Origin of the sequence: Methyloprofundus sp. (genome assembly GCF_965251085.1) — a bacterium.
Classification (GTDB): Bacteria; Pseudomonadota; Gammaproteobacteria; order Methylococcales; family Methylomonadaceae; genus Methyloprofundus.
In genome coordinates, this window is the sequence record NZ_OZ252594.1 from 4074565 (window position 1) to 4098549 (window position 23985).

Here is a 23985-nt window from a genome sequence, read left to right on the forward strand (position 1 = left end):
AAACAATCTGAGACTTATTACGGTTCGTAAGATGCTGCTGAGGAACGAAGCGCATCATTCGCTTCCCACACGGAGCTTGGGAATCGGTACTGCACCAGATATCTTATAATTTTCCTTCACGCAAAAAAAAGGCCTACAAAGTAGGCCTTTCCTTAGACTCGCTTAAAACTTAAGCTTCTATTTCAGCAAGACGATCAGCTAGCAAACCTTCTAAAAGCACTAGTGCTTTTTCAAAGCCTTTTATACCTTCTTCAAGCTTATCAGTAGCCATTTGGTTGTCAGCATGCATACTTTCAAATGTTGCTTTATCAACATTTATTTCAGTTATATTCATACCTTTTGCTTTAGCTGCATCTAACTTAATAGGTAAATTACCTTCAGTTGATTGTAATTCATCTAATAATGCTGGAGAAATTGTCAGTAAATCACAACCCGCTAATTCTGTAATCTCATCAATATTACGGAAGCTTGCACCCATAACTTCAGTAGCAAAACCGAATTTTTTGTAATAATTGAAAATTTCAGTTACTGACACAACACCTGGATCTTCTGCTGGCTCGTATGAATCACGACCTGTATCTTTTTTGTACCAATCTAAAATACGTCCTACGAAAGGAGAAATTAGAGTAATACCATTTTCAGCACATGCAATCGCTTGATGTAGGCCAAATACTAATGTTAAGTTAGTATGGATACCCTCTTTTTCTAGAACTTTAGCTGCCTGGATACCTTCCCATGTTGCTGCTACTTTGATCAGGATACGCTTACGATCAACACCTGCTGCTTCATACTGAGCAATTAGATCACGCCCTTTTGCAATTGTAGCATCAGTGTCATAAGACAAACGTGCATCAACTTCTGTAGAAACACGACCGGGTACAATTTCAAGAATTTTAAGTCCGAAAGATACAGCTAAACGGTCAAATGCCAGTCCTACAACTTCAGCTGCAGAAGCAGAAGCACTTAATGAAGCACGCGCAGCTGTTAATGTCTCATCAACAATTGCTTGATACTGTGGCATTTGCGCTGCTGCAGTAATCAATGACGGATTAGTAGTCGCATCACGTGGCGTAAATTTCTCGATTGCACCAATATCGCCTGTATCAGAAACAGCAACAGTTACTGCTTTAAGTTGGTCTAAATAATTAGCCATTGTAAAGTACCTTATAATTATAGTTAAAATTAAGAAAACACATTTTGTAATGCGTTAACGAATACTGATTAGATTTGCAATCTTTACCACTTATTTAGTTCAGAAAAAAACCTACTCAAGCAGCTGCATCTTCAAAATTTTTTAGGTAAGATGAACCATGATTCCATACACCCAACAAAAAATTTGTCAGCAGAAGAAAATAAATCTGTTTTCATTAATTGCTGAGGAATTAATGAAAACAGACTTAGATATAGCGTCAGAAAATGCCTTAGCTTGTAATCATTACTTTCAGCCTGATCAGCCGAAAGTAACTCTTACAACATAAATGCTTAGGCAACTGCCTGTCTGGAAGCAACTGATTGTTTTGCTATATACTTAGCCACACTACTCGTTAGCAAAGTGGGTCTGCTTTCAAGATATTTAGTCACACTTGATGGTGGAAGAATAACAACCTCTGGCTTATTTTTATCTACAAGAGATTTATTAATGACATATCTATCGACACTACTTACTTTTGCATCTGCACGGTTAGACAAATATTTTGCGACACCTGTTAGAACAGCCTTATTCTCAACTATATTAGTCAAGTATTTAGTAACACCTGTCAAAATGGGCTCAGCTTCTTGAGCCTCTTTTATGGCTTTTTCCTGGCTCTCAACATATCTTGCCACACCACTTAGTCTTTCTTGTTCTTCACTCATTAAGCTCTCCTCAATATTTCTTTGTTCTATTGCCGCATTAACACGGGCATTTATCTCGTCTTTTTCTGTACTCGACAATTCTATCGCTCGCTCATTACGTCTATTTACATACTCACCTACGCGGCTTAACTTTTCTACCTGGTCATGCTGCTCTACAGGTTGATTACTTTGAGTTTGTAAATATTTTGCAACACCCGTTAACCCCTCAACTGATGGCTCTATAACATTTTCACGATAGATATCTTGTCTAGCGGGTTTAGTTGAAAAAATACCAGATAAAAATCCCATTTCAATTACCCTTTATTTTGATTACGCATGTATTTTTCTACACCCGTTACATTCTCAGAAGCTGCTTTTTTCGCTGCAACAACTCTTCTTGCAACATATTTAGCAACACCCGATTTGGGCGCCGACTTGTTTGCTTCTAAATACTTGTCAACACTAGAAAGCTTAGGTATTTTATTCTGCAGATATTTAGCTACACCACTTACACCATCAGCATTACGAAAATCTCCTGATGAGGCTTGAGCCTTTCTTGCAGCATATGTTTTTTTAGGCTTAGAAGCACCTTTACCTTTGGCTTGCTTACTATAAAGAAAACCTGCAACACCTAAAACTACGATAGCAAACAATGGGTTGAGTGATGATTCTTCAGAGCTTGATTCTTCAGAACTTGATGGCTCTTGTGTCGCAGTTTCACTTGATGTTTCAGTGTATTTTTTTAGTGCAACAGAATTATTAGAGGTAGATCCAGATTTATGTTTGTAATCTTTATCTATATATAAAACTTCTGGTTCATATGCTGCAGCAGGGTAGTTTGCATCTGCTTTTGTTTTTTGACCAGCAGAAGAAGAACTTGATGCAGATCCTTGATGCTGATAGCTTTCATCTTGATAAATAACTTTGGGTTGAAAGTCAGCTGCCGGATAATCAGTACCTGCCGTCACGAATGGACTTGCAAGTAATAAGGCAGTAAATATGCCTTTTTTTACATTATTTTTTTTCACGCAATTCACCTATATGTCGTAAGAAACGAATTAAACCACTGACTGAGTATAACCAATCAGTGGCTATTCGTAAACGAAGATCTATGATCCTCTATGCTGTAACTAAGCCTACACGATACCTTTGACAGTTTTAACAACATTATCGACTGTGAAGCCGAAGTGCTCCAACACTACACCACCTGGTGCAGATTCACCAAAGGTATCAATACCAACAACAGCGCCATCCAGACCAACATATTTACGCCAGAAGTCTGTCACACCCGCTTCTACAGCAACTCGTTTTACACCTGGCGTTAATACGCTATCTTTGTATGCTTGATCCTGGCGATCAAACACATTAGTAGAAGGCATAGAAACAATACGAGCATTAATACCATCAGCCGCTAAAACGTCTTGTGCTTTTACAGCTAAATCTACTTCAGACCCTGTTGCCATAATGATAACAGCCGCATTGCCTTTTGCTTCTGACAAGACATAACCACCTTTGCGTATGGCAGCAAAATCAGCCGTGTCATGCGTACGTCCAGGAATACCTTGACGACTGAGCACTAAGCTAGATGGACCATCCATACGTTCAACTGCAGCAGTCCATGCAACTGCAACTTCAGTTGCATCAGATGGGCGCCATACATCCATATTTGGAATGTAGCGCATTGCCGCTGTGTTTTCGATAGGCTGATGCGTAGGGCCATCTTCACCCTGACCTATAGAGTCATGAGTCAAGACTGCAATGGTACGTATTCCCATTAATGCAGCCATGCGGAACGCACTTTTTGCATAATCAGAGAACATATGGAAAGTACCACCGAATGGAATTATTCCACCGTGTAGTGACACCCCATTCATGATTGCGTACATACCAAACTCACGTACACCGTAAGAGATGTAGTTACCTGGTTTTTTGCCATCAACATGCGTAAAGCTGTCACAACTGGTTAAGTTAGACCCTGTTAAATCAGCTGACCCCCCTAAAAACTCAGGCAGTATAGGTGCTAATGCAGCAATGGTTTTTTGTGATGCCTGACGTGATGCCAAACTTGCCCCAGCTTCATTTGTTGCAGCGATAAAAGCATCGGTTGTTGCTTTCCAGTTAGCTGGCAAGTCACCCGCCATACGGCGTGTGAATTCAGCAGCTTCTGCAGGAAAGTCTTTAGCATAGGCGGCAAATTTATCATCCCAGCTTTTTTCAGCAGCAGCACCTTTTTCTTTGCCATCCCAACCCGCATAAATCTCAGCAGGAATTTCAAATGGAGCCGGTGTCCAGCCTAATTCTTTACGCGTTAGTGCTACTTCTTCATCACCTAAAGCCGCGCCATGACAATCATGACTACCGCTTTTATTAGGTGAACCAAAGCCAATAATTGTTTTACAACAAATCAGTGATGGTTTATCAGTAACACTTTTAGCTTCAGTAATCGCGGCATTAATTGCATCGGCATCATGGCCATCAACAGAAATCACATGCCACTGATAGGCTTCAAAACGCTTAACCGTATCATCTGTGTACCAGGCATCAATATGTCCATCAATTGAGATGTTATTGTCATCCCAGAAAGCAATTAATTTACCTAAGCCCCATGTACCTGCTAATGAACACGCTTCATGAGAAACACCTTCCATCAAGCAACCATCGCCTAAAAATACATAAGTGTTGTGATCTACGATGTCATGCCCTGGTTTATTGAATTGGTCTGCCAATAACTTTTCAGCCATTGCGAAACCAACACCATTTGTGACGCCTTGGCCTAGAGGACCTGTGGTTGTTTCAATACCCGGTGCAAATCCATACTCAGGGTGACCCGCACACTTTGAGTGTAATTGACGAAATGATCTTAATTCATCCATCGGCAGGGCGTAACCTGTCAAATGTAATATTGAATAAAGTAACATTGACCCGTGACCATTGGATAAAACAAAACGGTCGCGATCGGCCCATTCGGGACTGGTCGGGTTAAATTTTAAATGATCATTCCACAATACTTCGGCGATATCCGCCATACCCATAGGTGCACCAGGATGACCTGATTTTGCTTTTTGAACAGCATCCATGCTTAAAGCGCGTATGGCGTTCGCAAGTTCTCTACGCGAAGACATATAGTTCTCCAGAGTTTTATAAATTATTAAACGAAAAATAGACATGAGTTTTCGTCATGCCTATTCGAGTGATTCTTTTTAGCAGTAAAAAAACGAGCAACCTAAGTCGCTCGTCTTTTGCTATTCCATATTGGCGTGTCTTTCTCTCATTTTTTCTTCCGGGATTTCTTTTTCCCAGATAAGATGCGAGACAACAGATTCTAAGAAGACTAAAGTAGATAGCTCAAAAACCGTACCCATTGGCATGCCTTTCACTGTTTTATACAGATCCTGCTTACCAATTTGGAACACACCATCAGCCAGATCGCCAATAGTGGATTCAGCTTTAGAACAAATCAGCACAATTTTGGCACCTACACTTTTTGCTTTATTAGTGAATGCGACTAATTGCTCTGTTTCCCCAGACCCCGAGATGATAATTAATAAATCACCGCCTTTAATGCTTGGGGTAACAATTTCTCCTACCATGCTAACATCGTAACCACTGTGCATTAAACGCATGCCCAAAAAGTTTCCGACTAACTTAGAACGACCGGCACCTGAGATAAAAATCCGTCTGGCACCGTCAAACATTTCTGTCATTTGTTCTGCATACGCAAGATCAGTTGCATCAAGAATTGCTGAAATCTTATTGATGACCAACTTCTGGTTTTCTTGTTGCCACATAGTGTTACTCCGCCTTATGCAGCGTCAACTAATTCACGTAGTTCACGAGCTGAATCCGCTGGAGAGTCTGCACCGTAGATAGCAGCACCGACAACAACGATATCAGCACCTGCACGAACTACATCCTGAATTGTAGATGAGTTAATTCCACCTGCAACAGAAACACGAACGTCTAAGCCTAAGTTAGCAATCATTGCTAAATCATCAAATGGTGTATCGCCAGCTGCTTGTGCATCTAGACCCGTGTGCACACCAACGATTTGCGCGCCAGCTTCTGCACATGCTTGAGCACATGCCGCTTTATCACCAACGTTGATTAAATCAATCTGTGCTTCAGCACCCGTTACATTTGCAGCACTTACTACACCCGCACAAGTTGCTAAACCTGAAACACCTAGTACAGTACAGATATCTGCACCTGCTTCATAGAAAGGAGCAGATTCATATGCGCCAGCGTCCATTGTTTTTAGGTCAACTAAAAGCAAGTGATTAGGAAATCTAGCTCTTAATTCTTTTACTAAGTTAATACCATTGTGTTTGATACATGGTGTACCGATTTCGAAGATATCAACAGAATCAGCAACTTGCTCTGCAAGTGATACAGTTGCGTCGAAATCTAAAGAATCTAATGCCATTTGAATTAATGGTGTTGCCATGTTATGTACTCCGATTTAGTTATAATTTTGTTACGTACTTTTATTTTTTATGCGGACAAGACTTTAAATCAGAAAGCAGGCTAATGTCAAACTCTAATACCTTCATTAAAGCATTAACTTACCTTCTATCGGTCTATTCGCACCCTTTTTTAAGCTTTGCTTAAGCCATTTCCTCACTATTTAAATTTCTTCTTCTTGTTTACAAACAGTGAGTCACAATATCTATCTCATGATAAATATCGAAATCTTTAATAAATTCTACTTAAAAGAAATATTCCTTATTTCTTTTATTAATTTTCGTTGCTGAAATCTATATATTCAAAAACTGTGACAATTTTTCTCACGCCAGCAACTTGCTGCACCGCTTTTGCTGCTGCCAGGCCCTCTTCTTCATGCACTAAGCCCATCAAAAAGACCACATTATTCTCAGTAATGACTTTTACACGCGTGGCATCAAAACCAGGTTTGTCTTTTATTTCAGCTAAAGCATCTTTAACTTTAATCGTTAGCAAAGAATCTTCGCTACGCGATTGCAAGCTAGAAATTGGACCAACAATCATTTCGTTATGAACTAACTTTACGCCAGAAATAATCCTGACATTAGCAATGATTATTTCCCGAATATCTTCTGTTTTTGCTTCCCCTGTAACCAATACTTTACCATTATAGGACGTAATATTAAAGTGAGATTTATCTTTTATCTGATCAAGCCCATACAGCTCAAGAATAGCAGTATCTTCAATTCGCTCATCAAGCGTAATAGCCGCACTATCTCGCCGGTCATGCAAAAAAGAAAGCCCAGTCAACTCTGCGAGGCTTTGCCCCACACTACTACAAGCTGTGAGCATTAAAACACAAATAAGCAGCAAAACCTGTTTCATATTAATTAGTTACCAAATAAGTGACTATCGACTAAATCACACAAACAATGAGTAATCAAAAGATGCGCCTCTTGAATTCTTGGTGCCGATTGACTAGGCACACTAATGCATATATCTGATTCATGCAGCAGAGCAGGCAATGTCGTTTCATTCTCCCCTACCAGCAAAATTACAGAAACCTGTTTATCATGTGCAGCATTGATTAACTTGACCAGGTTTAGAGCACTACCCTCAACACTATATATTAATAGCACATCTTCCGCCTGACCCAAAGCACGTAATTGTTTAGCAAAAACTTCTTCATAATGCTGTGTATTAGCAATGGAAGTGAGCATTTGCACATCATTTACTAGTGATATTGCTGGCAACGAAGGGCGCACGCGTTCATAACGGTTAATCATAATGGCAACAAAGTATTGCACATTAGATACAGAGGCAGCATTTCCACAGCTTAGAATCTTTTTATCTGCGAGCAGCGCACTAACAATCTTTTGCGCAGCATACTCTATATATTCGCTTAACTCATCCAGAACCAGTTGTTGCGTCTGAATACTCTCGGAAATTTGTTGCTTAATGTTTTTATTCAAACTCATCTTAAAATGCGTTTTTAATCCAATCTGGTTGAAGATCTCCGGTTATCGCTAATACATCAAAACGAATCGGCTGGTTTATTTTATGAGTCATTATATAGTGTTTAGTCGCTGCGACAATACGTGCCTGCTTATTCGCGGTCACACTTTCCAGAGCACTACCATAATGCGCATTTTTTCTATAACGTACTTCGACTATAACTAGCGCGTCTTGCTCATGCATCAATAAATCCAGCTCACCCCATTTACAATTATAATTTCGCTCCACTAGTTTAAGGCCCTGAGCAATCAGGTACTCTAAAGCCAGATCTTCGTATTGCCGCCCCCTTTGTATACTATTCATTGGGACACCCTGAAGCTTATAAGGCCTTAGTCGATGTAATATCGTCCACAGGAACTTCATCTTCTTTTGCCATTTCCACTAACAGGGCTTCGCCATCATTGAATTTTGCGCAAACCAGATGGCGCTCAATACGATTATAATCATTTAATAACAAATCACCTGTTGCGCCATAATAGGGCGTGATGGCAATATCGTTAAGATGCGCCACAATTGCATAAGCATCTATACCGAAGGCAATCAGGCTGGAATATTTTTGTGGGTACTGTGCTTTAATTTCCTGCAAGGATAACATACTCAATTCGCCCTGATAAGCCGCATCGAATAGCCAGGGAATGGTACAAAAACTCACACCTTCCAAATCCATATCTTGCGGCTTATCTGCATAGCCCCGATACACTCTTGATAAACCGTACACTGCAACAGAGCCAGCACGATTATGATAAAACTGCGGATTTATGAGTCGTGCATTTTTAGCACTAGCGGCTAGAAAGATTACATCTACATCCTGCCGGCGCCTCGGCTGGTATTCAACAGTACCAATGACTTGCTTTAATTGATTATATCTATACTGGCTTTCATTAATACTGAGCATTTGCTTAACTGGAAAACTAAAATCTTTCGCCCTTGAGTCAAAGCTTTGTACTGCCAGCACATTCCCGTCCAGCTCCTCCCATGCATGCTGGAAATATTGACTCATACGCTCGCCTTCGGTAGTACCAGGCGCAAGGATAATTGCATTTTCATGCCCCGTAAAACGGGCCTGCCTAACAGCCTGCTGAACCTCATCTATTGGACTTAGTGCAAATTGATACAAGTTTGATTTTGCTAAACTCTCTACATAATTTAACGCCATTACCGGCACTATTAAATCATTACGCTCTGCCAACTCTTGAATGTATTTTTTATTAAGCGGCCCAATAATTAACTGCGCTCCATCTGCAACTGCTCTGCGATAAATTATTGAAATATCAGCTTGCTGGGTATCATAAAAACGTACATTAGGCCGATATCCCTGTTGTTGATTGTAGGCCGCAGTAAAGCCTGCTTTTATTGCCGCTGCATAAGCACTAAAGGGCCCCGATTCAGGCAAAAACACCGCTATTGTCTGCAAATTTGCCAATTTAAACCCGAATACCAGAAAATACCCAGAGGAAACTAATCCCTGCGCTGGGTGCCGAGGATACTCTTCTGACCAAGCATTGAAAGCTGCTTGCTGCTGCTCACCGCCTGGGTAATCTCGCCTAGTCTGCTCTAATGCTAGCCACCCGTTATAGATAATAGCATTCTGCTGCTGTAACTGCTCTAATAGAGTTTGCTCTGAGATCAGGCTTAATAATTCTAAAATTGCTTTATTATTTTGCTCTTGCTGCTGCTTTGTATCTAAGTACGAAGCTAATGCAATCCTTTCTTGTATACTTTTAAGCGTCTGCCCTGTTAAAGCATAGGAAAAAGCGGTCATAGCATAATATTCGACTTTTTGCGCCCGGCTTAATGCAAACACAGAAATACGCTTTGAATAATTTTGCGCCTGCTCAACATTCCCAGAATTTAACTCTAATTGTGCATACATCAAATACAACTGATTAAGCTGTGCGGTATTTAAACTTGCCGGTGCTATCAAATCCAGGTATTTTTTTGCCTTATCATCCTCAGGTATTTTTAACCAAGCCTGCGCGGCTTTTAGGCGCAAAATATTTTGTCTCGCTGATGGGTTTTGTGCAAGGCGCTGATAGGAATCTGCAGCACCTCGATAATTGCCTTGATCGAACAACTGCCCCGCTTTGCGCTCCTGAGCACCCGCTTTACTAGTCACTGAATCTTGCCCGCCAGTTTGCCATGCACAAGCCGAGATCAGCAATAGCGTGCTAAGCAAGGAAAATTTGATTATATTCTGGCTTTGCCATACAAGCTTTGTACAACGCTTCATAAATTGCATAATTCATTACTTTTATTAAGGAACGCGCACGGAATAACTTAAGCAACTGGCTGGTCTTTTTATCCGTCTTCTGCGTTGTAGAAACTGTTACGTAGCTGGCTATGCGCCTATTTCTACGTCTTGAATACGAATAAAAATCCCGCGCCAGATGCTCAACTTATTCCGTGCGCGTTCCTAAGATACGTTTCCTTGCTACTGTTGTGCAAAGTATACTATTAACCTTATTACTTAAATTCAGGATTCCAGCATGCCTATTCAGCCTGGCAAATTATATGTCGTTGCAACGCCTATCGGTAATTTAGCTGATTTTAGCGCCCGGGCAATCGCAACATTACAACAGGTCGATCTTATCTGCGCAGAGGATACAAGACATGCGCGCACTCTACTGCAACACTACGGCATTACAACACATTGCATTGCCCTACATCAACATAACGAGCAACAAAAAGCCGCAGGTTTAATCCAGCAAATCCTGCAAGGCACTTGTATTGCCCTTATTTCTGATGCGGGCACTCCCCTAATCAGTGACCCGGGCATGCCAGTCGTTGCTCTAGCTCAAGCGGCTGGCATTCAGGTATCTCCAATCCCCGGAGCATGCGCCTTAATCGCTGCTCTATCCGCATCGGGTCTAGCGGTTACTCAATTTTCATTTCTGGGTTTTATACCCCGGACTTCTAGCGCTCGCATTAATCTATTTTCTGTACAGAAAAACAATACTGCTACCTGGGCGTTTTACGAATCTTGCCATCGTATAGATGCCTGTCTAAAAGACCTCGCCAGCGTATTAGCAAAAGACCATGAAATAGCCATCGCCCGTGAAGTCACAAAATTACACGAAACCATCGTTAAAGCCAGCATACAAGACATGCTGACACTGTTTGCACAAGATAGCAATATGCAGCGAGGAGAACTAGTCGTTATAGTTTCTGGCGCTAAAATCGAACAAAAACCTGACTCCTTAAGTGAACAACAATTACACACGCTGAAAATATTATTAACCGAATGCACCATTAAAACTGCCGTAAAATTAGCAGTAGAAATCACTGGCGCTCGCAAAAAACTAGTTTATCAAACAGCTTTAGAACTAGCAAAAGAAAAGGAATAATTCCTTTCCCATATTCTCTAGTGACCCATGCGCTTTACAACCCAGCCCTAAGCATATCAAATGGTTAAGCCTGCGTTATCCTTTATTCACTTAAGAATTTAGCTATAATCCTAGAAAAATCAGTTGCTCACGTTTTCTAGCACAAGCTATTGATTCCACCGCACTTGCAAAAAATGTCCGCTTAACCTATGGGTGAAGCTAAAATTTTTAAAGTGTTACCTAAATCCTGCAAGCCCATATTTTGACTCTCATTAACCTGTCTAGCTAAGTGGTTATTAGGTTTTTACTGCCGCTTTGCCAGCCCTCTTTGTCCAACCGATCAAAATATCCAGATTTAAATCATAAATAGAGGAAATTTTTTGTATCGTATGGATATCCCCCGAGCCCAAGGCAATAAACACCCTGCCAACGTGCCATGACCTTTTAATCAAAGTGACTTAACTTCGGTTAATGTTAAGCGAGTAACCCCACCTTAACCCAATCATCCCATTCCTGTGGATAGAGCGGATCTGCAGGTGTTCTGACTCTCAGCTGATTATTGCCTGTGAGTAATTTTCCAGCCACCCGAATCAGATAAGTACGAAGTGTATCCGGCTCCCATTGGCACAACGTTTTGTTGCCACTCAATTGAGCCATCCAGCGCACGGTATTGTAGGCAAGAACGGCGCAATGAAATAATGCGGCATTAGCCAGAAATTGATTCGTTCTGATTTTACCTAAACCCATTTGTGATTTTGCTTCTTCAATCCATGTTTCGCACGTCGCTCGTTCACCATACTTCTTATGTGTTTGCCAAGGCGATAGAGGTTCAGTTGTTACATAACAAAAATAGTCATATTCTGCCGTATCCCAAAGCTCGGACTGAGGTCCTGTCACTTGTTTAGGTTGCTTTATCCTGACCGCGACAAACTGACGAGAGCGAGACCAGCCACCACAACGATATTGAAACTCGCTCTGCTCCCAACCGGGTCGGCCTTGTATGGCTGTCCAGGCCTGTTTGGCCAGCAATGCGTTCAAATTCTTAAGTTTAACCTTTATTAGATACCCATGCCCTCTGGTATCGAGAAATTCAAGCAAATCACCGACAAAATAACCACTGTCACCGCGAAAAATAATGCGCATCCGATTGGGCAAGTGTGCAAGTAACTGTTTGGTAAATTCTACAACACCATTGCTTGTAAAGGCATTGCCTGTCCGGAACCAGGCTTGTAAAATTTCTTTTGTTTCCGCTAGAAAAGCGAGTTGGACGAAGCCGCTATCGCGGAGAAAAACAGCGCATCCCTTAAATTTAAAGTGTAACCTCATTGCCTGTTATATGCATAACAGGTAACTTGTAAGCTCATCCAACTAACAATAATGAGGTTACACTGTTATGACACCATCGATAGAGCTTAAATTCAACCATTATTATATCCAGCACTGTAAGCATTTAAAGCTTAAGGGACTGCAACCCAAAACCATTGACGCTTATTCACGCGCTATTCGCCGTATCGGGGAACACTTTCAGGGGCATCTGGATAACTTAACGCAAGATCAACTGGTGGATTATTTTCATGCTCTTTTAAGCCGCCTTTCCTGGAGTGCCGTGAAACTAGATCTCTATGGTCTCAAGTTTTTCTATACACATGTGCTACAAAAGCCGTGGGTTGATGTGCTAATGATTAAACCACCACGATGTACGCGTATACCCGATATTGTCACTGTGGTTGAAGCACAACAACTGTTTATGTCGACCCGTAATCTAAGCTATCGAGTTTTTTATTTTACGATTTACAGTCTAGGTTTACGTTTGGGCGAGGGCTTAAGCCTGAAAGTAGGTGATATTGATGCGACACGCATGCGGGTACATATTCGCAATGCCAAAGGCAATAAGGATCGGCTTGTGCCTTTGCCTGTGAATACCTTGAAGGTGTTGCGTAAGTTTTGGGCTGTGCATAAAAATCCAGTGCTGGTATTTCCCAACCGTGCCCGGGGTCTAAAAGGTGCACATCTTGCTGAATCCCCCCTTGATCGCGGTGGCATCCAGAAGACAATCCGTCTTGTGACGCAAGAAATGGGACTAAAAAAAAGATTTCCTGCCACTCGCTGCGCCACAGTTACGCCACTCACCTGTTAGAAGCCGGGGTTGATTTAGTTGAGTTGCAGAAGATTCTGGGCCATACCAGTTTAGTAACCACGGCTCGCTATACGCATTTGACCGATATTACCGATGAGAATGCAGAGCTGCACATTAATCAGTTAGTCAATGACTTTTCTATTCACTGGGGGCAGATTTCATGATAACCCTAGCTGCAGTGATTGATCAATTTCAGTCTGACTTTTTAAGCGAGTATCAATCTCGTTTACGCTCCAATCAGATCAGTGCATTACATGCCATGAAGAGCTGTCGGACACAGCTGAGTCCTGTGATGCAGGTTAACTGTGCAGACTGTGACTATCAAACCTTTGTGCCTCATTCCTGTGGCCAGCGTAACTGCCCGCATTGTCAACATCATGAGAGTCAACAATGGATTGAACGACAGGTACAAAAACAAGTCCCTGCTGATTATTTTATGAATACCTTTACCTTACCTGCGCAGTTAAGGTCGTTAGCCAGGCAGCATCCGCGGTTACTTTACAGTATGATGTTTGACTGTGCCTGGGCGACTTTACAGAGTTTTAGTAAAAATGATAAGCAGTTGCAAGGCGATGCCGGGGCGATTGCTGTCTTACATACACACTCACGCGAATTAAATTATCATCCGCATATTCATGTCATTATGCCTGCGGCAATCGTGGATAAAATCAAGAAGCTCTGGCGCACTAAGGAAGGCAAATACCTGTTTCATCATAAAGCACTAGCAAAAGTATTTCGTGCAAAGATGCTAGCGCGTATGAACGAAGAAAAGTTGCCATTTCCCACAGCTATTCCGGAAAAATGGGTGGTCGATTGTAAGTTTGTCGGTGCAGGCGATAAAGCATTGATATATCTGGGTCGATACCTGTATCGTGGTGTGATTCGTGAACAGGATATCTTATCCTGCCAAAATGGCAAAGTAACCTACCGTTATCAAGACAGCAAAACCAAACGCTATCAAACCAAAACGGTATCGGGGGCTAAATTTCTGTGGCTGGTGCTGCAACATGTTTTGCCTAAAGGCTTTCGTCGTGCGCGCAATTATGGCTTTTTACATCCGAATAGCAAGGGTGTTATTAAGTTGATTCACTCCCTGCTAAAGTTTGACCCGACGAAGATATTGCGTGCACTCAAAGTACGGCCGGCATTCAGTTGCAAATGTTGTGGCGGGGCGATGGTTGTTGGGCGTCGGCAAATACCCAGGGTGGAAATAATGTTTCAGCCTTTGCCAACTTAACAATTGGAATCACTAGCGCTTATGTAAATTTAAACACTTCGACCCAGGCTATCAGCGGATTAAATGCTGAGGGAGTTGCTTGGGCTAAAATCGGAGATTAAGGCAGAATTTTGCTCCGATACTTGGACTTTGAGAGTTGACTGCAATGGACAACGCTCAAAGTTCAGTTAAACAGGTAAAAACAGAGGTTCGATTCATCAGTCGGGCTGATCAACAAAAAGCTATTTTCATAGAGCGCATTAAATGAATTCCTACTATCGTGCCGGGCTTGTCCAACAAACGGTTCAGATTGTGGCTCGCTTCGCGATCACAATCTAACCTTATTCGTTGTGGATGGTATGAACGGGCACCTTTCTTTTTGGGGTTGAAGCCTTTGGCACTTCCTTCTTGTCGACCACAAACGGTGTCCACAGTTGAATCGACATCGACCCACTGGACGGATTGTATGCCAGTTTTCGATTTTCCGGAACGAAGCAATCGCCGCCAGTGTTGACCACGCAAAGTATGCGTGAGCGTTTCAAACTGGCTTATCTGCCTATCACTTACTTCTTTAAAGATCCGTAAAATTGTGGTTTCAACAGGAATCTTTATCCAGCCAGCTACTTTGCGCAGTACGCTATCTGCCCATACGGTCGTCACCTTTGCCATTGATGTTGCTCCCCCCATCATGCCAACCAACGTCAATAGAACCACATCAGATAAGTGATGGTCTGCATTTTCACCCCGCCGATGTGGAACGCTTTGTTTTACGGTTTTTTCAAAACCTATCCTGTCTAAATATTTCACGACGGGAATCAGTCCCGCCTGGCTTGTCAATCCATGTGCTGTAGATGTCATTTTTACCGTTCGGGTACGGTTTCTTACGTGAGATGAGGATTTTGATACTTTAGAGGGCTTCATTAAAACAATGAGATAGTGAAATCAGGAAAATGATATTATATCATTGTTTAATAAGGAGTTTTGTGGATTATTATGTATAATGCTTGCAGGATTTAGGTGTTACATTAATTCCATATCTTGCACTATAAATTCGCGCTCAACTGATTTTTCTAGGATAATACTGAGCAGAGTTGGTCAGACAGTCGCTTTATTACCTGTACGCAAGTAATACAGAGGAAAGTCCGGGCTCCACAGGGCGAGGTACCAGATAACTTCTGGGAGGCGTAAGCCTACGGAAAGTGCAGCAGAAAATAAACCGCCCCTCACCTAGAATCATAGATTGTAGGTGAGGGGTAAGGGTGAAATGGTGCGGTAAGAGCGCACCGCGTGACTGGCAACAGGAGCGGCATGGTAAACCCTACCTGGAGCAAGATCAAATAGAGGAGCAGACGCGCGGCCCGCGCGGCTCCTGGGTAGATCGCTTGAGCCATAAGGTGACTTACGGCCTAGATGAATGACTGTCCTAGACAAAACCCGGCTTATCGACCAACTCTGCCTTTTATTTAATTAGCTGATGACAAACCATTCTCAGGAACAGGTATTAATTTCGTTGCTATTTCAACACTCTTTTGGAGTAAAAACTTAGTACACTAAAGCTCACAGGAAGTTCTATTTCAAGGCATGAAAACAGGTATATTTATTTATGATTAACAATGAATTAATTAGTACTGAACAAACCGCTGCCATTAGCGAACTACTGACGCTATGCCACGTACATAGCTACCCAGCGAAGACCACCATTATTCGTCCCGGTGATAAAGGTGATACCTTACATTATATCGTTGAAGGCTCCGCTAGCGTTTGCGCTGAAGATGATAATGGACACGAACTTATTCTGGCCTATTTAAATAAAAATGATTTTATTGGTGAAATCGGGGTGTTTAAGCCACCCGGAGATCGAAAAGTTACCGTAAAAACACGCGTAGCCTGCAAGCTCGCAGAAATCAGCTACGCCCGCCTACACCAAGCGATGCACAAAGAACTTGCCAGTCAGGCAGTTTGCTTACTTACTTTATTTGGTGAACAACTCGCTTGCCGTCTATTGACAACCAGCAGAAAATATTGCGACCTGGCATTTATGGATGTTGAAGGTCGTGTCGCTCGTGCTTTACTGGATTTGACCAAAGAACCTGATGCCATCACTCACCCTAACGGCATGCAGTTACATACTACGCGCCAGGAAATTAGTCGCATTGTAGGCTGCTCAAGAGAAATGGTCGGACGTATTTTAAAAGAAATGGAAGACAAGCAATTAGTCTCTGCCCATGGTAAAACAATTGTAGTCTTTGGCACTCGATAATACCTCATCAGCAAACAGCGTTCTCAGTAACATTAGGCTCCTGGAAATAAATAAGCGTCCAATATTGGGCAGGATTTTTGTTTGTCATTAGTGCTGTAGCAATAGGCACATAGCTGGCTACGCAACTATTGCTACAGCACTAATGACGGACAAAAAGACCAGCAAAGTTGGATGATGTGTGTTTCCAGGCGCCTTACCTAGCTAGTAACTCACGCGCCTGCTCATCCGCATGATAAGACGAGCGCACCATCGGCCCGCTAGCAACCTGCTTAAAACCCATTTGTTTTGCTAACACAGCATATTCATCAAACTCATCAGGTGTTACATAGCGCTGCACAGCTAAATGCTCAGTACTTGGCTGCAAATACTGCCCCAGAGTTAAAATCGAACAATGGTGCTCTCTTAGATCACGCATCACTGCTAACACTTCTTCCTGAGTCTCGCCTATACCTAACATCAAGCCGGATTTCGTGGGTATTTCCGGCAATACTTCATAGTGTGCTTGCAATAAATCCAGAGAGTGTTGATAATTCGCTCCTGGCCGAGCCTGCTTATACAAGCGCGGAATTGTTTCAAGATTATGATTAAATATATCGACAGGGTTACTCTGTAAAATATCTAATGCACGCTCTAAACGCCCTCTAAAATCTGGTACTAGAACTTCTATTTTAGTTGCCGGAGACTGCTCACGGATTGCTTTGATACAGGCAGAAAAATGTCCTGCCCCGCCATCTCTCAAATCATCGCGATCTACCGAAGTTATCACCACATACTTAAGCGCTAATTGTTTAATCGTACTAGCAAGATTAATAGGCTCATTTACATCTAAAGGCTCCGGTTTTCCATGCGCGACATCACAAAAAGGGCAGCGCCGGGTACATAGGTCACCCATAATCATAAAGGTAGCCGTACCCAGACTAAAGCACTCATTTAAATTAGGGCAAGCTGCTTCCTCACAAACACTATGCAAATTATTTTCACGTAAGGTTTTTTTGATACGCACCACATCTTCATTTCCGGTTAGTTTAATCCGGATCCAGTCAGGCTTACGCAACACAGTATCCTTGGGGACCACTTTTATCGGTATTCTGGATAACTTTTCTGCATTACGCTGATGCGTACCAGGGGTTGTGCGTGAGGGTGCTTGAATTGAAGACATAAAGAGTGAATTGAAAAACAAAAAGGATTTTACTGCGCACGGACACGGTTTTCTAGCGGCCGATTTTTATCGATAGCTGCGTTGCTGAAACAGGGGCGTAGTTTGCTATGCGTCTGTTTCAGCACCTTGCTCTCGACCAAAATAAACTTTCTATAAAACCCGCAACCGTCACCGCGCGAAGTATAACCGAACAAAAAATACACACTGGCTAACCCAGATTTGTATAACAGCACACTATTATAATATACTTCGCGCGTTCACGACTGCGGATTTCTAGCGGCTGAGTTTTGCCGATAGCTACATTGCTGAAACCGTTATTTAGCTAGCTATGCGCCAGTTTCAGCGCCTTGTTATCCACAAAAATCAGCTCACTATACAACCGCACCCGTACCCGCGCGAAGTATAGTTTCGCCAATCGAACGAAAAAGCAATTCAAAAAATCGATATCTACGCTAATTCCTGTAACCAGGCCAGCGCCTGGTCTGAATCCTCAAAATATTTAACTTCGCCTGAAATAAACCACGTGCCAATTTTAGCAGTGTATTCCTGCCATTTTTTATTACCGAAGATTGCTATTTTGCTAAATTCATTGCCGTGCTTCAAGCCCAGTTTAAAATCATCCCACGCAGCTCTTAGCTCCCAGCCTTCCAATTCAGACCCGTCTATAAAGGCTTTTATCTGCGGGTCTTTAACCCCTTCCAGGGCCGAGTCAATCATCGGGGTAATTTTTAAATAATCTTCGTGACTGAGCTTGCCAATGGCTTTTAAAGTCAAGAAAAATTCATCACCCACTCTTTCTATACCAATGGACAACCCATGTCTTGCAACACTCATATTACTTTCCTCTTTTGTACACTATAAATAGCGGGAAAAGCCGCTACTTCTAAGGTAGCGCGCAATAAATAACCCACCCATATTGCGTAGGATTTTTGTTTGTCTTCAATGCCTGCCCCGTACTTGATACGGGGGGTAGAAATAGGCGCATAGCTGGCTACGTAACTATTTCTACAACGCAGAAGACGGACAAAAAGACCAGCAAGGTGGGTGGGTTATTTATTGCGAGTTGCCTAATGCACTACACCAATAACAAATGCAGTCATGGCAAAAAATAAGACTAACTTGTCTCCAACGACTTGATCTATAACATAGAGGGCATAAAGCGTTGTAAGTGTATAAATTAATTCTGTCATGTCCAGTCCTCGTGAAGCTTATTATTTTATTTAAATAGCATTACGCTATAGTTCAGGAGCTACAAACGGCGCTCTTCGACACCTTATTTAAGCCTTCAGCATAGTAGCATATGTAATCACTCAAAGGGATAAAATTTCTTAAGTATTTGACTGATGATTGACTTGTAACCTATGATCACCTGAACCTGGCAATGGTTCAGGTTTATAAATCAATAGCTTCGGCATATAAAGAGAGCTGGGGGGGCAACACAGGCATTAAACCCTGTAAGTAACAAAGCTACCCAGCCTTAACTTAAATTGAATTGCGGTTCAATTTTCATTACTCGCAACAGAGTTCTAATTATTAGAATACTGTTGCCTGTATTTTAAGAGGGTATGACATGAAAACAACTTCTATAGATTCTCAGCAATATAATAATGCGACTCATCTGCCAACCAAACAATACAATACGCTAAACAGGCACAAAAATAGCTTTAGTCCTTTGTCTGCTCTGTTCAGTTTGATCAGGCACAAATCAGGGGCTTTACTCTCTATTTTGTGCCTAACGCTAATATTACCACTCACAGCAAATGCCCATAGAGGCGCAAAGGGCGAAGTTGATACCTGTCGAATATCGGTAGGCACAGAGGTGATACATTTTTCCGCATACACCCCCGCTTTGTCAGGCGGAAAAAGCTACTGTCATATTATTCCGGACGTCGGTTTAACAGATTTGGTGATAGATTATGAAGGCAAAAAACTGCGCCATACCACCGTTGAGTTTGAGGTCACTAAAGAACCAGAAGGTAGCCGGGTTTATTATCATAACCCCGAACAGATCACAAAAGGTACTGTTGATGCTAAAGTTGATTTTAGAAAATACGGCAAGGGTGATTACCTGCTACACGTCACCGTACTAAACCAAGGCGAAACAATAGATTCCCACCTGCCTTTTTCCGTAGGTTTAGAGCAAGCAGAAAGCCCAATACCGAACAAAATCCTGATTCCGTTTATTATCGTTGTTCTCATCTTTGGCGTGATGTTCTATATGTCCAGAACCAACAAAAAGCAGCCTCCATCAGGAGGTGATTCAGCTGTCTGATTTAGCGTAGACTGCCAGCCATAACAACTGGCTGGCAGTCTAAAATATGCTTATTTGATGCGTATTAATCAACCCAGGGTCGGGCTTGCTTTATCGCCAAGTTACCACGGCTACCATCATCCGTTTCAGTGATTTTAAACTCTATATCCATAGCAAAATCATCAGCGCCTTGATACAGTTTTTTGAAATGCGCATGGATAATCTGTAAATTTTCTCTTAACTGATCTATCTCGCTTTGCGTCAATACATTCTCTGTCGTCACCGGCGCATCATAAACCTCTTCGATATTCGAGTGCCTGATAAATTGTGTCTCCCAGGCAAAGCCACTAACAGACGCCGCTAAACGCGTAATAAGGAATTCATCCGGTATCGGGTTTATTAATCCACTCGCTGTTTCTATGGGCTCAGGATTGGTAATGGATAATTCACCATATTGCGCATTCACATAAAAACCTTCCCAGCCCGGATTATAAATATTTTTGCTAATGGCGACTCCATTCACCTGCTCATCACCATAGTTGGGATGTATTAACACGCCCATATAGGTTTTAAGATGATCAATACGATGCAGTCTACGCTCTTCAAACGCACGCAAGGTCCATAAACTTCCCCAGACTTGTTTAATACTATTGATTAACTTGCCTTCCTTGGGTTTATGCGTAAAAGAGCTGTATAAACCCGCGCCATTAAATCCTTGCAGATCTTCATTATTGGTACTGGAGCGAACGCGAAGTTTTTGGCTAAACGGCTCACCTGCAGGTTCCCAGAATAGTCGTACGGCTTCAATCTCATCGACCAGAGATTGCACAACGTCAGCACTTTCAATCATCTCACGCAACTCTACTAGCTTTTGTTCACGCACAGCTAAACTAGCGTTAAATTCAGCACTGCCTAACAGCTGCTCCACATAATCATAGAATGACACACTATCACTATCGTTGCACAACACCTGCATATCACCGACACAACGCGAGCTACGCATAAAAGCATCGTACATTGCAAACGGCAAAGCATAGCCCCTGGGCGCAATACCATCAGCTAGAATTTTACCTAGTTCAGCAACATTAGCGGCTTTCACGCCTACTCTAATCCAATCCTCATGTTTTACAGTCGTTAAAGGTATCGGCGTAGTAAAACTCAAATCACTTTCGGGTATAGTCGCTTCTGCTGGAATCTTGTCTACCAACCACTTGAGAGCTTCCTCCTCAGTAGCAGGCTCAATATGCACGCCATTCTCATTGACAACATAATGCACCCACTGATCAATCAAAGCAGCAACCTCTGGAATAGCCTGCACATTTTTCATATAAGGGAGATGGAAAGAAATAATCATCCAAACGAAGTAAGCTTGTGTCTCAATAATTTATAATAATGAATTCTGAATTTATTCTCACACTAGGCAGATAAGCTTGTTGATATTAACAGATAGCATTATAGGTTGGATTATAAATACAGCCCATCGTTTAAAAGGCTCGGTACGTCGTATATTCATGGCTGAAACGGTGGAGCTACTAGGCTCAGGTGGTGCAAGTATTGCTGAAGAAAAACTAGGATGGAATAGAGGCACTATCCGAAAAGGACAATATGAACTTGAAACTCAGCCCATAGAAGATAATTTTTCAGCGAGAGGGCGTAATAAAAGTGAAGAGCATTTTCCTCATCTACTTGATGACATAAAAAAAATTGCTGAACCGGAGTGTCAAACGGATCCCTCTTTTAATTCCTGTCGATTATATACCCGGCTAACGGCTAAAGAAGTTAGAAAACGTTTACTGGAGATTGATTATTACGATGAAAAAACATTACCTTGCTCAAAAACTATCAATACAAAATTAAATGACCTGAGTTACCATCCAAAAAAGGTACAAAAAACAAAGCCTCATAAGAAAATCAAGGAAACGGATGCAATTTTTGAACAAGTTCATTCAGTCAATGGAATGGCAGATATCAACCCAAAAGAGATTCGTATATCAATTGATGCCAAAGCAAGAATGAATATAGGAAATTTTTCACGGGGAGGACGAAATCGGGTTTTAACAAAAGCAGAGGATCATGATTTAGATGTTAAGGAAAAGTTAACTCCTTTTGGTTTTTATCTGCCTGAACATGATGATTTTTTCCTTTTCTTTACAGCAGGCTATGCCAGCAGTGATTTCATCGTTGACCGATTGGAAGAAATTTGGCCAGAAATTCAAGAAAAATATGGAGTAGATATTCTGACAATTAACGCTGACAATGGTATGGAGAACAGTAGCTCCAGAACTCAGTTTATAAAAAGGCTTGTGGAGTTTGCTGAAAAAAGCAACATAAAGATAAAACTGGCCTACTACCCTCCTTATCATAGTAAATATAACCCAATTGAACGAGTATGGGGAGCCTATGAAAATCATATTAGTGGCGACATAATGGATACAGTTGAAACAACTTTAAAATTTGCCAAAAGTATGACCTACAATGGCAAAGCACCTATTGTTAAATTAACAGAAAAAATATATGAAACAGGAGTAAAGGTAGGTAAAAAAGCAATGAAGACGTATTATCAGTTTGTTGACCGAATGCCATCGTTGGAGAAATGGTTTTTGACCATTTCTCCTGGTTGTTCTGGATGATTATTTCTTTCCATCTCCCTAAGCATTAGGCGTATCATTCTGCCGTGCCTTTAAATTAATATGCGATAAGGGTGTTTGCGGTTGTTCGGTAATAATCCCTCCAACATGACCTAGAGTATTGGGGATGTAGGTATAGATTGCTATGGTATCTTCGCCGGGATTGGGATCGCCTGGACTAATCACCTTCAGACGACCGTATGCCTCACCTTGATTTAAAATAGCTGACTCAAGTTGCGCAAACAAGCTATCGGTATCAATACTGAGTATATTCTTAGCCGCAAATTGCTCAGCGAAGCCTGCAAATTCTAGTTCATGCGTATTACCGACAGGATGGTAAGCCAAGGCATTGGGCAAAAAAGGCATGGCCGCAGTAAGACTACGATAAGCATGTTCAATCAGCTTCTCAGGCACCGGATCGGTAGGCCAGAATTCCAAGGCGTACAAGCCCTTCTCCTGTCCATTATCAGCATTTCGATATTCATCGTAGGCAACGACAGAACCTGCCAGATATCGCCGTTCTTCTCTAAAATATGTTTCAGCAATAAACTGGGTCGACCCTTGATCATACGATATGTTCTGGTAACGTTTTAAGACGCCTCTAGTAAAATCATAATGCAAAGGCGTCGCATCAGAGTTCATAAAATATAAAACCGGGTGAAGACTATCCAGGTCAGTTATTACAAATTTCAATTCACGTACACCGGTCACACCGGGCAGGTTATTTTTGGCCGCTAGTTCTTCAAATTCCTGGCGATTGTTTAAAAAGACAGCGCCTTTATTTTGCCCAATCGCCCAGTTAAAAATAACGCTATCTGTAGAATCGCTGGCACTTTTTAGCAAAAATTGCAAAGGACTGGAATTGGGAATAAGCTGCATTTCTACTTGCGTCACTAATAGCTCTGAATTATCCGCAAGCACACATAAAGATGGAATTTTTAATATTTGCTTGTCTGACTGAAAGATGCCTAATCTCTGCTCTATCGTTTCAGCAAGAGAATCTAACTGACTCAACTGAAACTGAAACGGGTTCTTGCTATCCAGCAGATCGAGCTGTACTGCAAATATGCCACCCTGCTTCTCTACAGTAACCGCCGGAACCACTAAGCTGCCTTGCTGAATATCATAACTCGCCCCACCTTCTGGACAATTCCCAGCCTGTAATGAAGCGGCAAAAAATAGACCGGCACTTGCCAGTAGTAATATTGGGTACTTCATACTTAT

22 protein-coding genes, 1 other RNA gene and 2 pseudogenes are annotated in these 23985 nt (G+C 41.9%); 8 read left to right on the forward strand and 17 right to left on the reverse strand.

The annotated features are described in order from the left end of the window. Positions 1–169: 169 nt before the first annotated feature. Complete coding sequence (locus ACQY3F_RS19185; RefSeq protein ID WP_428356642.1) at positions 170–1153, reverse strand: transaldolase; 984 nt, start codon at positions 1151–1153, stop codon at positions 170–172. A gap of 157 nt (positions 1154–1310) precedes the next feature. Here ACQY3F_RS19185 and ACQY3F_RS19190 point away from each other — a divergent pair, with 157 nt between their 5' ends. Continuing rightward, positions 1311–1478 carry a hypothetical protein gene (locus ACQY3F_RS19190; RefSeq protein WP_428356644.1) on the forward strand — a complete coding sequence of 56 codons (168 nt, stop codon included), beginning with the start codon at positions 1311–1313 and terminating at the stop codon, positions 1476–1478. 4 nt (positions 1479–1482) lie between these two features. On the opposite strand, the gene ACQY3F_RS19195 is transcribed toward ACQY3F_RS19190, so the two are convergent. From ACQY3F_RS19195 to ACQY3F_RS19235, 9 genes are all read right to left on the reverse strand, one after another. Beyond that, positions 1483–2142, reverse strand: a complete 660-nt coding sequence (locus tag ACQY3F_RS19195) for a hypothetical protein (RefSeq protein ID WP_428356645.1) — start codon at positions 2140–2142, stop codon at positions 1483–1485. A 5-nt stretch (positions 2143–2147) separates the two neighbouring features. Continuing rightward, the gene (locus ACQY3F_RS19200; RefSeq protein WP_428356647.1) at positions 2148–2861 is read right to left on the reverse strand and encodes a hypothetical protein; all 714 of its coding nucleotides are present in this window, start codon (positions 2859–2861) and stop codon (positions 2148–2150) included. A 108-nt stretch (positions 2862–2969) separates the two neighbouring features. Next, positions 2970–4955: a transketolase gene (gene tkt, locus ACQY3F_RS19205; protein ID WP_428357744.1), complete on the reverse strand. Its 1986-nt coding sequence runs from the start codon at positions 4953–4955 to the stop codon at positions 2970–2972. Between the two features lie 120 nt (positions 4956–5075). Continuing rightward, entirely contained in the window at positions 5076–5621 is a 546-nt protein-coding gene (hxlB, locus tag ACQY3F_RS19210; protein ID WP_428356648.1) for a 6-phospho-3-hexuloisomerase, read from the reverse strand. A 14-nt stretch (positions 5622–5635) separates the two neighbouring features. Beyond that, positions 5636–6277, reverse strand: a complete 642-nt coding sequence (gene hxlA, locus ACQY3F_RS19215; protein ID WP_428356649.1) for a 3-hexulose-6-phosphate synthase — start codon at positions 6275–6277, stop codon at positions 5636–5638. A gap of 290 nt (positions 6278–6567) precedes the next feature. Continuing rightward, positions 6568–7158: a BON domain-containing protein gene (locus tag ACQY3F_RS19220; RefSeq protein ID WP_428356650.1), complete on the reverse strand. Its 591-nt coding sequence runs from the start codon at positions 7156–7158 to the stop codon at positions 6568–6570. 5 nt (positions 7159–7163) lie between these two features. Further along, a complete protein-coding gene (locus tag ACQY3F_RS19225; RefSeq protein WP_428356652.1) occupies positions 7164–7751 on the reverse strand; it encodes a D-sedoheptulose-7-phosphate isomerase in 588 nt (195 codons plus the stop codon). 1 nt (position 7752) lies between these two features. Further along, complete coding sequence (locus ACQY3F_RS19230; RefSeq protein ID WP_428356653.1) at positions 7753–8091, reverse strand: YraN family protein; 339 nt, start codon at positions 8089–8091, stop codon at positions 7753–7755. Positions 8092–8107: 16 nt separating this feature from the next. Then, positions 8108–10027 (reverse strand): penicillin-binding protein activator, encoded by a 1920-nt coding sequence (locus tag ACQY3F_RS19235; protein WP_428356654.1) that lies wholly within the window; start codon positions 10025–10027, stop codon positions 8108–8110. Between the two features lie 247 nt (positions 10028–10274). Between ACQY3F_RS19235 and rsmI the strand changes: the two genes are divergently transcribed. Continuing rightward, positions 10275–11132: a 16S rRNA (cytidine(1402)-2'-O)-methyltransferase gene (gene rsmI / locus ACQY3F_RS19240; RefSeq protein WP_428356656.1), complete on the forward strand. Its 858-nt coding sequence runs from the start codon at positions 10275–10277 to the stop codon at positions 11130–11132. A 453-nt stretch (positions 11133–11585) separates the two neighbouring features. On the opposite strand, the pseudogene ACQY3F_RS19245 reads toward rsmI, so the two are convergent. After that, positions 11586–12377: pseudogene (locus tag ACQY3F_RS19245) on the reverse strand (IS1380 family transposase); the annotation flags it as partial. Positions 12378–12504: 127 nt separating this feature from the next. Here ACQY3F_RS19245 and ACQY3F_RS19250 point away from each other — a divergent pair. Both ACQY3F_RS19250 and ACQY3F_RS19255 read left to right on the forward strand, forming a co-directional pair. Next, positions 12505–13412 (forward strand): annotated as a pseudogene (locus tag ACQY3F_RS19250) (tyrosine-type recombinase/integrase). Further along, on the forward strand, positions 13409–14485 hold the full coding sequence (locus ACQY3F_RS19255; RefSeq protein ID WP_428352924.1) for an IS91 family transposase: 1077 nt from the start codon (positions 13409–13411) through the stop codon (positions 14483–14485). The pseudogene ACQY3F_RS19250 and the gene ACQY3F_RS19255 overlap by 4 nt, the downstream one beginning before the upstream one ends. A gap of 210 nt (positions 14486–14695) precedes the next feature. Here the strand turns inward: ACQY3F_RS19255 and ACQY3F_RS19260 are convergent, their stop codons facing one another. After that, positions 14696–15385: a transposase gene (locus ACQY3F_RS19260; RefSeq protein ID WP_428353770.1), complete on the reverse strand. Its 690-nt coding sequence runs from the start codon at positions 15383–15385 to the stop codon at positions 14696–14698. A 166-nt stretch (positions 15386–15551) separates the two neighbouring features. On the opposite strand from ACQY3F_RS19260, the gene rnpB reads away from it, so the two are divergent. Both rnpB and crp read left to right on the forward strand, forming a co-directional pair. Further along, an RNA gene (gene rnpB, locus ACQY3F_RS19265) (RNase P RNA component class A) lies at positions 15552–15922 on the forward strand. Positions 15923–16067: 145 nt separating this feature from the next. Continuing rightward, positions 16068–16724, forward strand: coding sequence for a cAMP-activated global transcriptional regulator CRP (gene crp / locus ACQY3F_RS19270; protein WP_428356657.1), 657 nt, complete (start codon positions 16068–16070; stop codon positions 16722–16724). 193 nt (positions 16725–16917) lie between these two features. Here crp and lipA read toward each other — a convergent pair whose 3' ends face one another. The 3 genes from lipA to ACQY3F_RS19285 form a co-directional block, all read right to left on the reverse strand. Next, on the reverse strand, positions 16918–17883 hold the full coding sequence (gene lipA / locus ACQY3F_RS19275; RefSeq protein ID WP_428356659.1) for a lipoyl synthase: 966 nt from the start codon (positions 17881–17883) through the stop codon (positions 16918–16920). Positions 17884–18330: 447 nt separating this feature from the next. Continuing rightward, positions 18331–18717, reverse strand: a complete 387-nt coding sequence (locus ACQY3F_RS19280; RefSeq protein ID WP_428356660.1) for an STAS/SEC14 domain-containing protein — start codon at positions 18715–18717, stop codon at positions 18331–18333. 233 nt (positions 18718–18950) lie between these two features. Next, complete coding sequence (locus ACQY3F_RS19285; RefSeq protein WP_428356662.1) at positions 18951–19073, reverse strand: hypothetical protein; 123 nt, start codon at positions 19071–19073, stop codon at positions 18951–18953. Between the two features lie 380 nt (positions 19074–19453). On the opposite strand from ACQY3F_RS19285, the gene ACQY3F_RS19290 reads away from it, so the two are divergent. After that, positions 19454–20155, forward strand: coding sequence for a hypothetical protein (locus ACQY3F_RS19290; RefSeq protein ID WP_428356663.1), 702 nt, complete (start codon positions 19454–19456; stop codon positions 20153–20155). 64 nt (positions 20156–20219) lie between these two features. Here the strand turns inward: ACQY3F_RS19290 and ACQY3F_RS19295 are convergent, their stop codons facing one another. Continuing rightward, positions 20220–21488, reverse strand: coding sequence for a PEP/pyruvate-binding domain-containing protein (locus ACQY3F_RS19295; RefSeq protein ID WP_428356664.1), 1269 nt, complete (start codon positions 21486–21488; stop codon positions 20220–20222). 79 nt (positions 21489–21567) lie between these two features. Here ACQY3F_RS19295 and ACQY3F_RS19300 point away from each other — a divergent pair, with 79 nt between their 5' ends. Then, positions 21568–22764 carry an ISAzo13 family transposase gene (locus ACQY3F_RS19300; RefSeq protein ID WP_428352931.1) on the forward strand — a complete coding sequence of 399 codons (1197 nt, stop codon included), beginning with the start codon at positions 21568–21570 and terminating at the stop codon, positions 22762–22764. Between the two features lie 18 nt (positions 22765–22782). On the opposite strand, the gene ACQY3F_RS19305 is transcribed toward ACQY3F_RS19300, so the two are convergent. After that, positions 22783–23979 (reverse strand): hypothetical protein, encoded by a 1197-nt coding sequence (locus tag ACQY3F_RS19305; RefSeq protein ID WP_428356666.1) that lies wholly within the window; start codon positions 23977–23979, stop codon positions 22783–22785. Positions 23980–23985 lie beyond the last annotated feature (6 nt).

What these genes read in the sequence shown, in the direction of transcription:
- ACQY3F_RS19185 (WP_428356642.1), bottom strand. Translation starts at nt 1,153, where the DNA reads ATGGCTAATTATTTAGACCAACTTAAAGCAGTAACTGTTGCTGTTTCT.
- ACQY3F_RS19190 (WP_428356644.1), top strand. Translation starts at nt 1,311, where the DNA reads ATGATTCCATACACCCAACAAAAAATTTGTCAGCAGAAGAAAATAAAT.
- ACQY3F_RS19195 (WP_428356645.1), bottom strand. Translation starts at nt 2,142, where the DNA reads ATGGGATTTTTATCTGGTATTTTTTCAACTAAACCCGCTAGACAAGAT.
- tkt (WP_428357744.1), bottom strand. Translation starts at nt 4,955, where the DNA reads ATGTCTTCGCGTAGAGAACTTGCGAACGCCATACGCGCTTTAAGCATG.
- hxlB (WP_428356648.1), bottom strand. Translation starts at nt 5,621, where the DNA reads ATGTGGCAACAAGAAAACCAGAAGTTGGTCATCAATAAGATTTCAGCA.
- hxlA (WP_428356649.1), bottom strand. Translation starts at nt 6,277, where the DNA reads ATGGCAACACCATTAATTCAAATGGCATTAGATTCTTTAGATTTCGAC.
- ACQY3F_RS19220 (WP_428356650.1), bottom strand. Translation starts at nt 7,158, where the DNA reads ATGAAACAGGTTTTGCTGCTTATTTGTGTTTTAATGCTCACAGCTTGT.
- ACQY3F_RS19225 (WP_428356652.1), bottom strand. Translation starts at nt 7,751, where the DNA reads ATGAGTTTGAATAAAAACATTAAGCAACAAATTTCCGAGAGTATTCAG.
- ACQY3F_RS19230 (WP_428356653.1), bottom strand. Translation starts at nt 8,091, where the DNA reads ATGAATAGTATACAAAGGGGGCGGCAATACGAAGATCTGGCTTTAGAG.
- ACQY3F_RS19235 (WP_428356654.1), bottom strand. Translation starts at nt 10,027, where the DNA reads ATGCAATTTATGAAGCGTTGTACAAAGCTTGTATGGCAAAGCCAGAAT.
- rsmI (WP_428356656.1), top strand. Translation starts at nt 10,275, where the DNA reads ATGCCTATTCAGCCTGGCAAATTATATGTCGTTGCAACGCCTATCGGT.
- ACQY3F_RS19255 (WP_428352924.1), top strand. Translation starts at nt 13,409, where the DNA reads ATGATAACCCTAGCTGCAGTGATTGATCAATTTCAGTCTGACTTTTTA.
- ACQY3F_RS19260 (WP_428353770.1), bottom strand. Translation starts at nt 15,385, where the DNA reads ATGAAGCCCTCTAAAGTATCAAAATCCTCATCTCACGTAAGAAACCGT.
- crp (WP_428356657.1), top strand. Translation starts at nt 16,068, where the DNA reads ATGATTAACAATGAATTAATTAGTACTGAACAAACCGCTGCCATTAGC.
- lipA (WP_428356659.1), bottom strand. Translation starts at nt 17,883, where the DNA reads ATGTCTTCAATTCAAGCACCCTCACGCACAACCCCTGGTACGCATCAG.
- ACQY3F_RS19280 (WP_428356660.1), bottom strand. Translation starts at nt 18,717, where the DNA reads ATGAGTGTTGCAAGACATGGGTTGTCCATTGGTATAGAAAGAGTGGGT.
- ACQY3F_RS19285 (WP_428356662.1), bottom strand. Translation starts at nt 19,073, where the DNA reads ATGACAGAATTAATTTATACACTTACAACGCTTTATGCCCTCTATGTT.
- ACQY3F_RS19290 (WP_428356663.1), top strand. Translation starts at nt 19,454, where the DNA reads ATGAAAACAACTTCTATAGATTCTCAGCAATATAATAATGCGACTCAT.
- ACQY3F_RS19295 (WP_428356664.1), bottom strand. Translation starts at nt 21,488, where the DNA reads ATGATTATTTCTTTCCATCTCCCTTATATGAAAAATGTGCAGGCTATT.
- ACQY3F_RS19305 (WP_428356666.1), bottom strand. Translation starts at nt 23,979, where the DNA reads ATGAAGTACCCAATATTACTACTGGCAAGTGCCGGTCTATTTTTTGCC.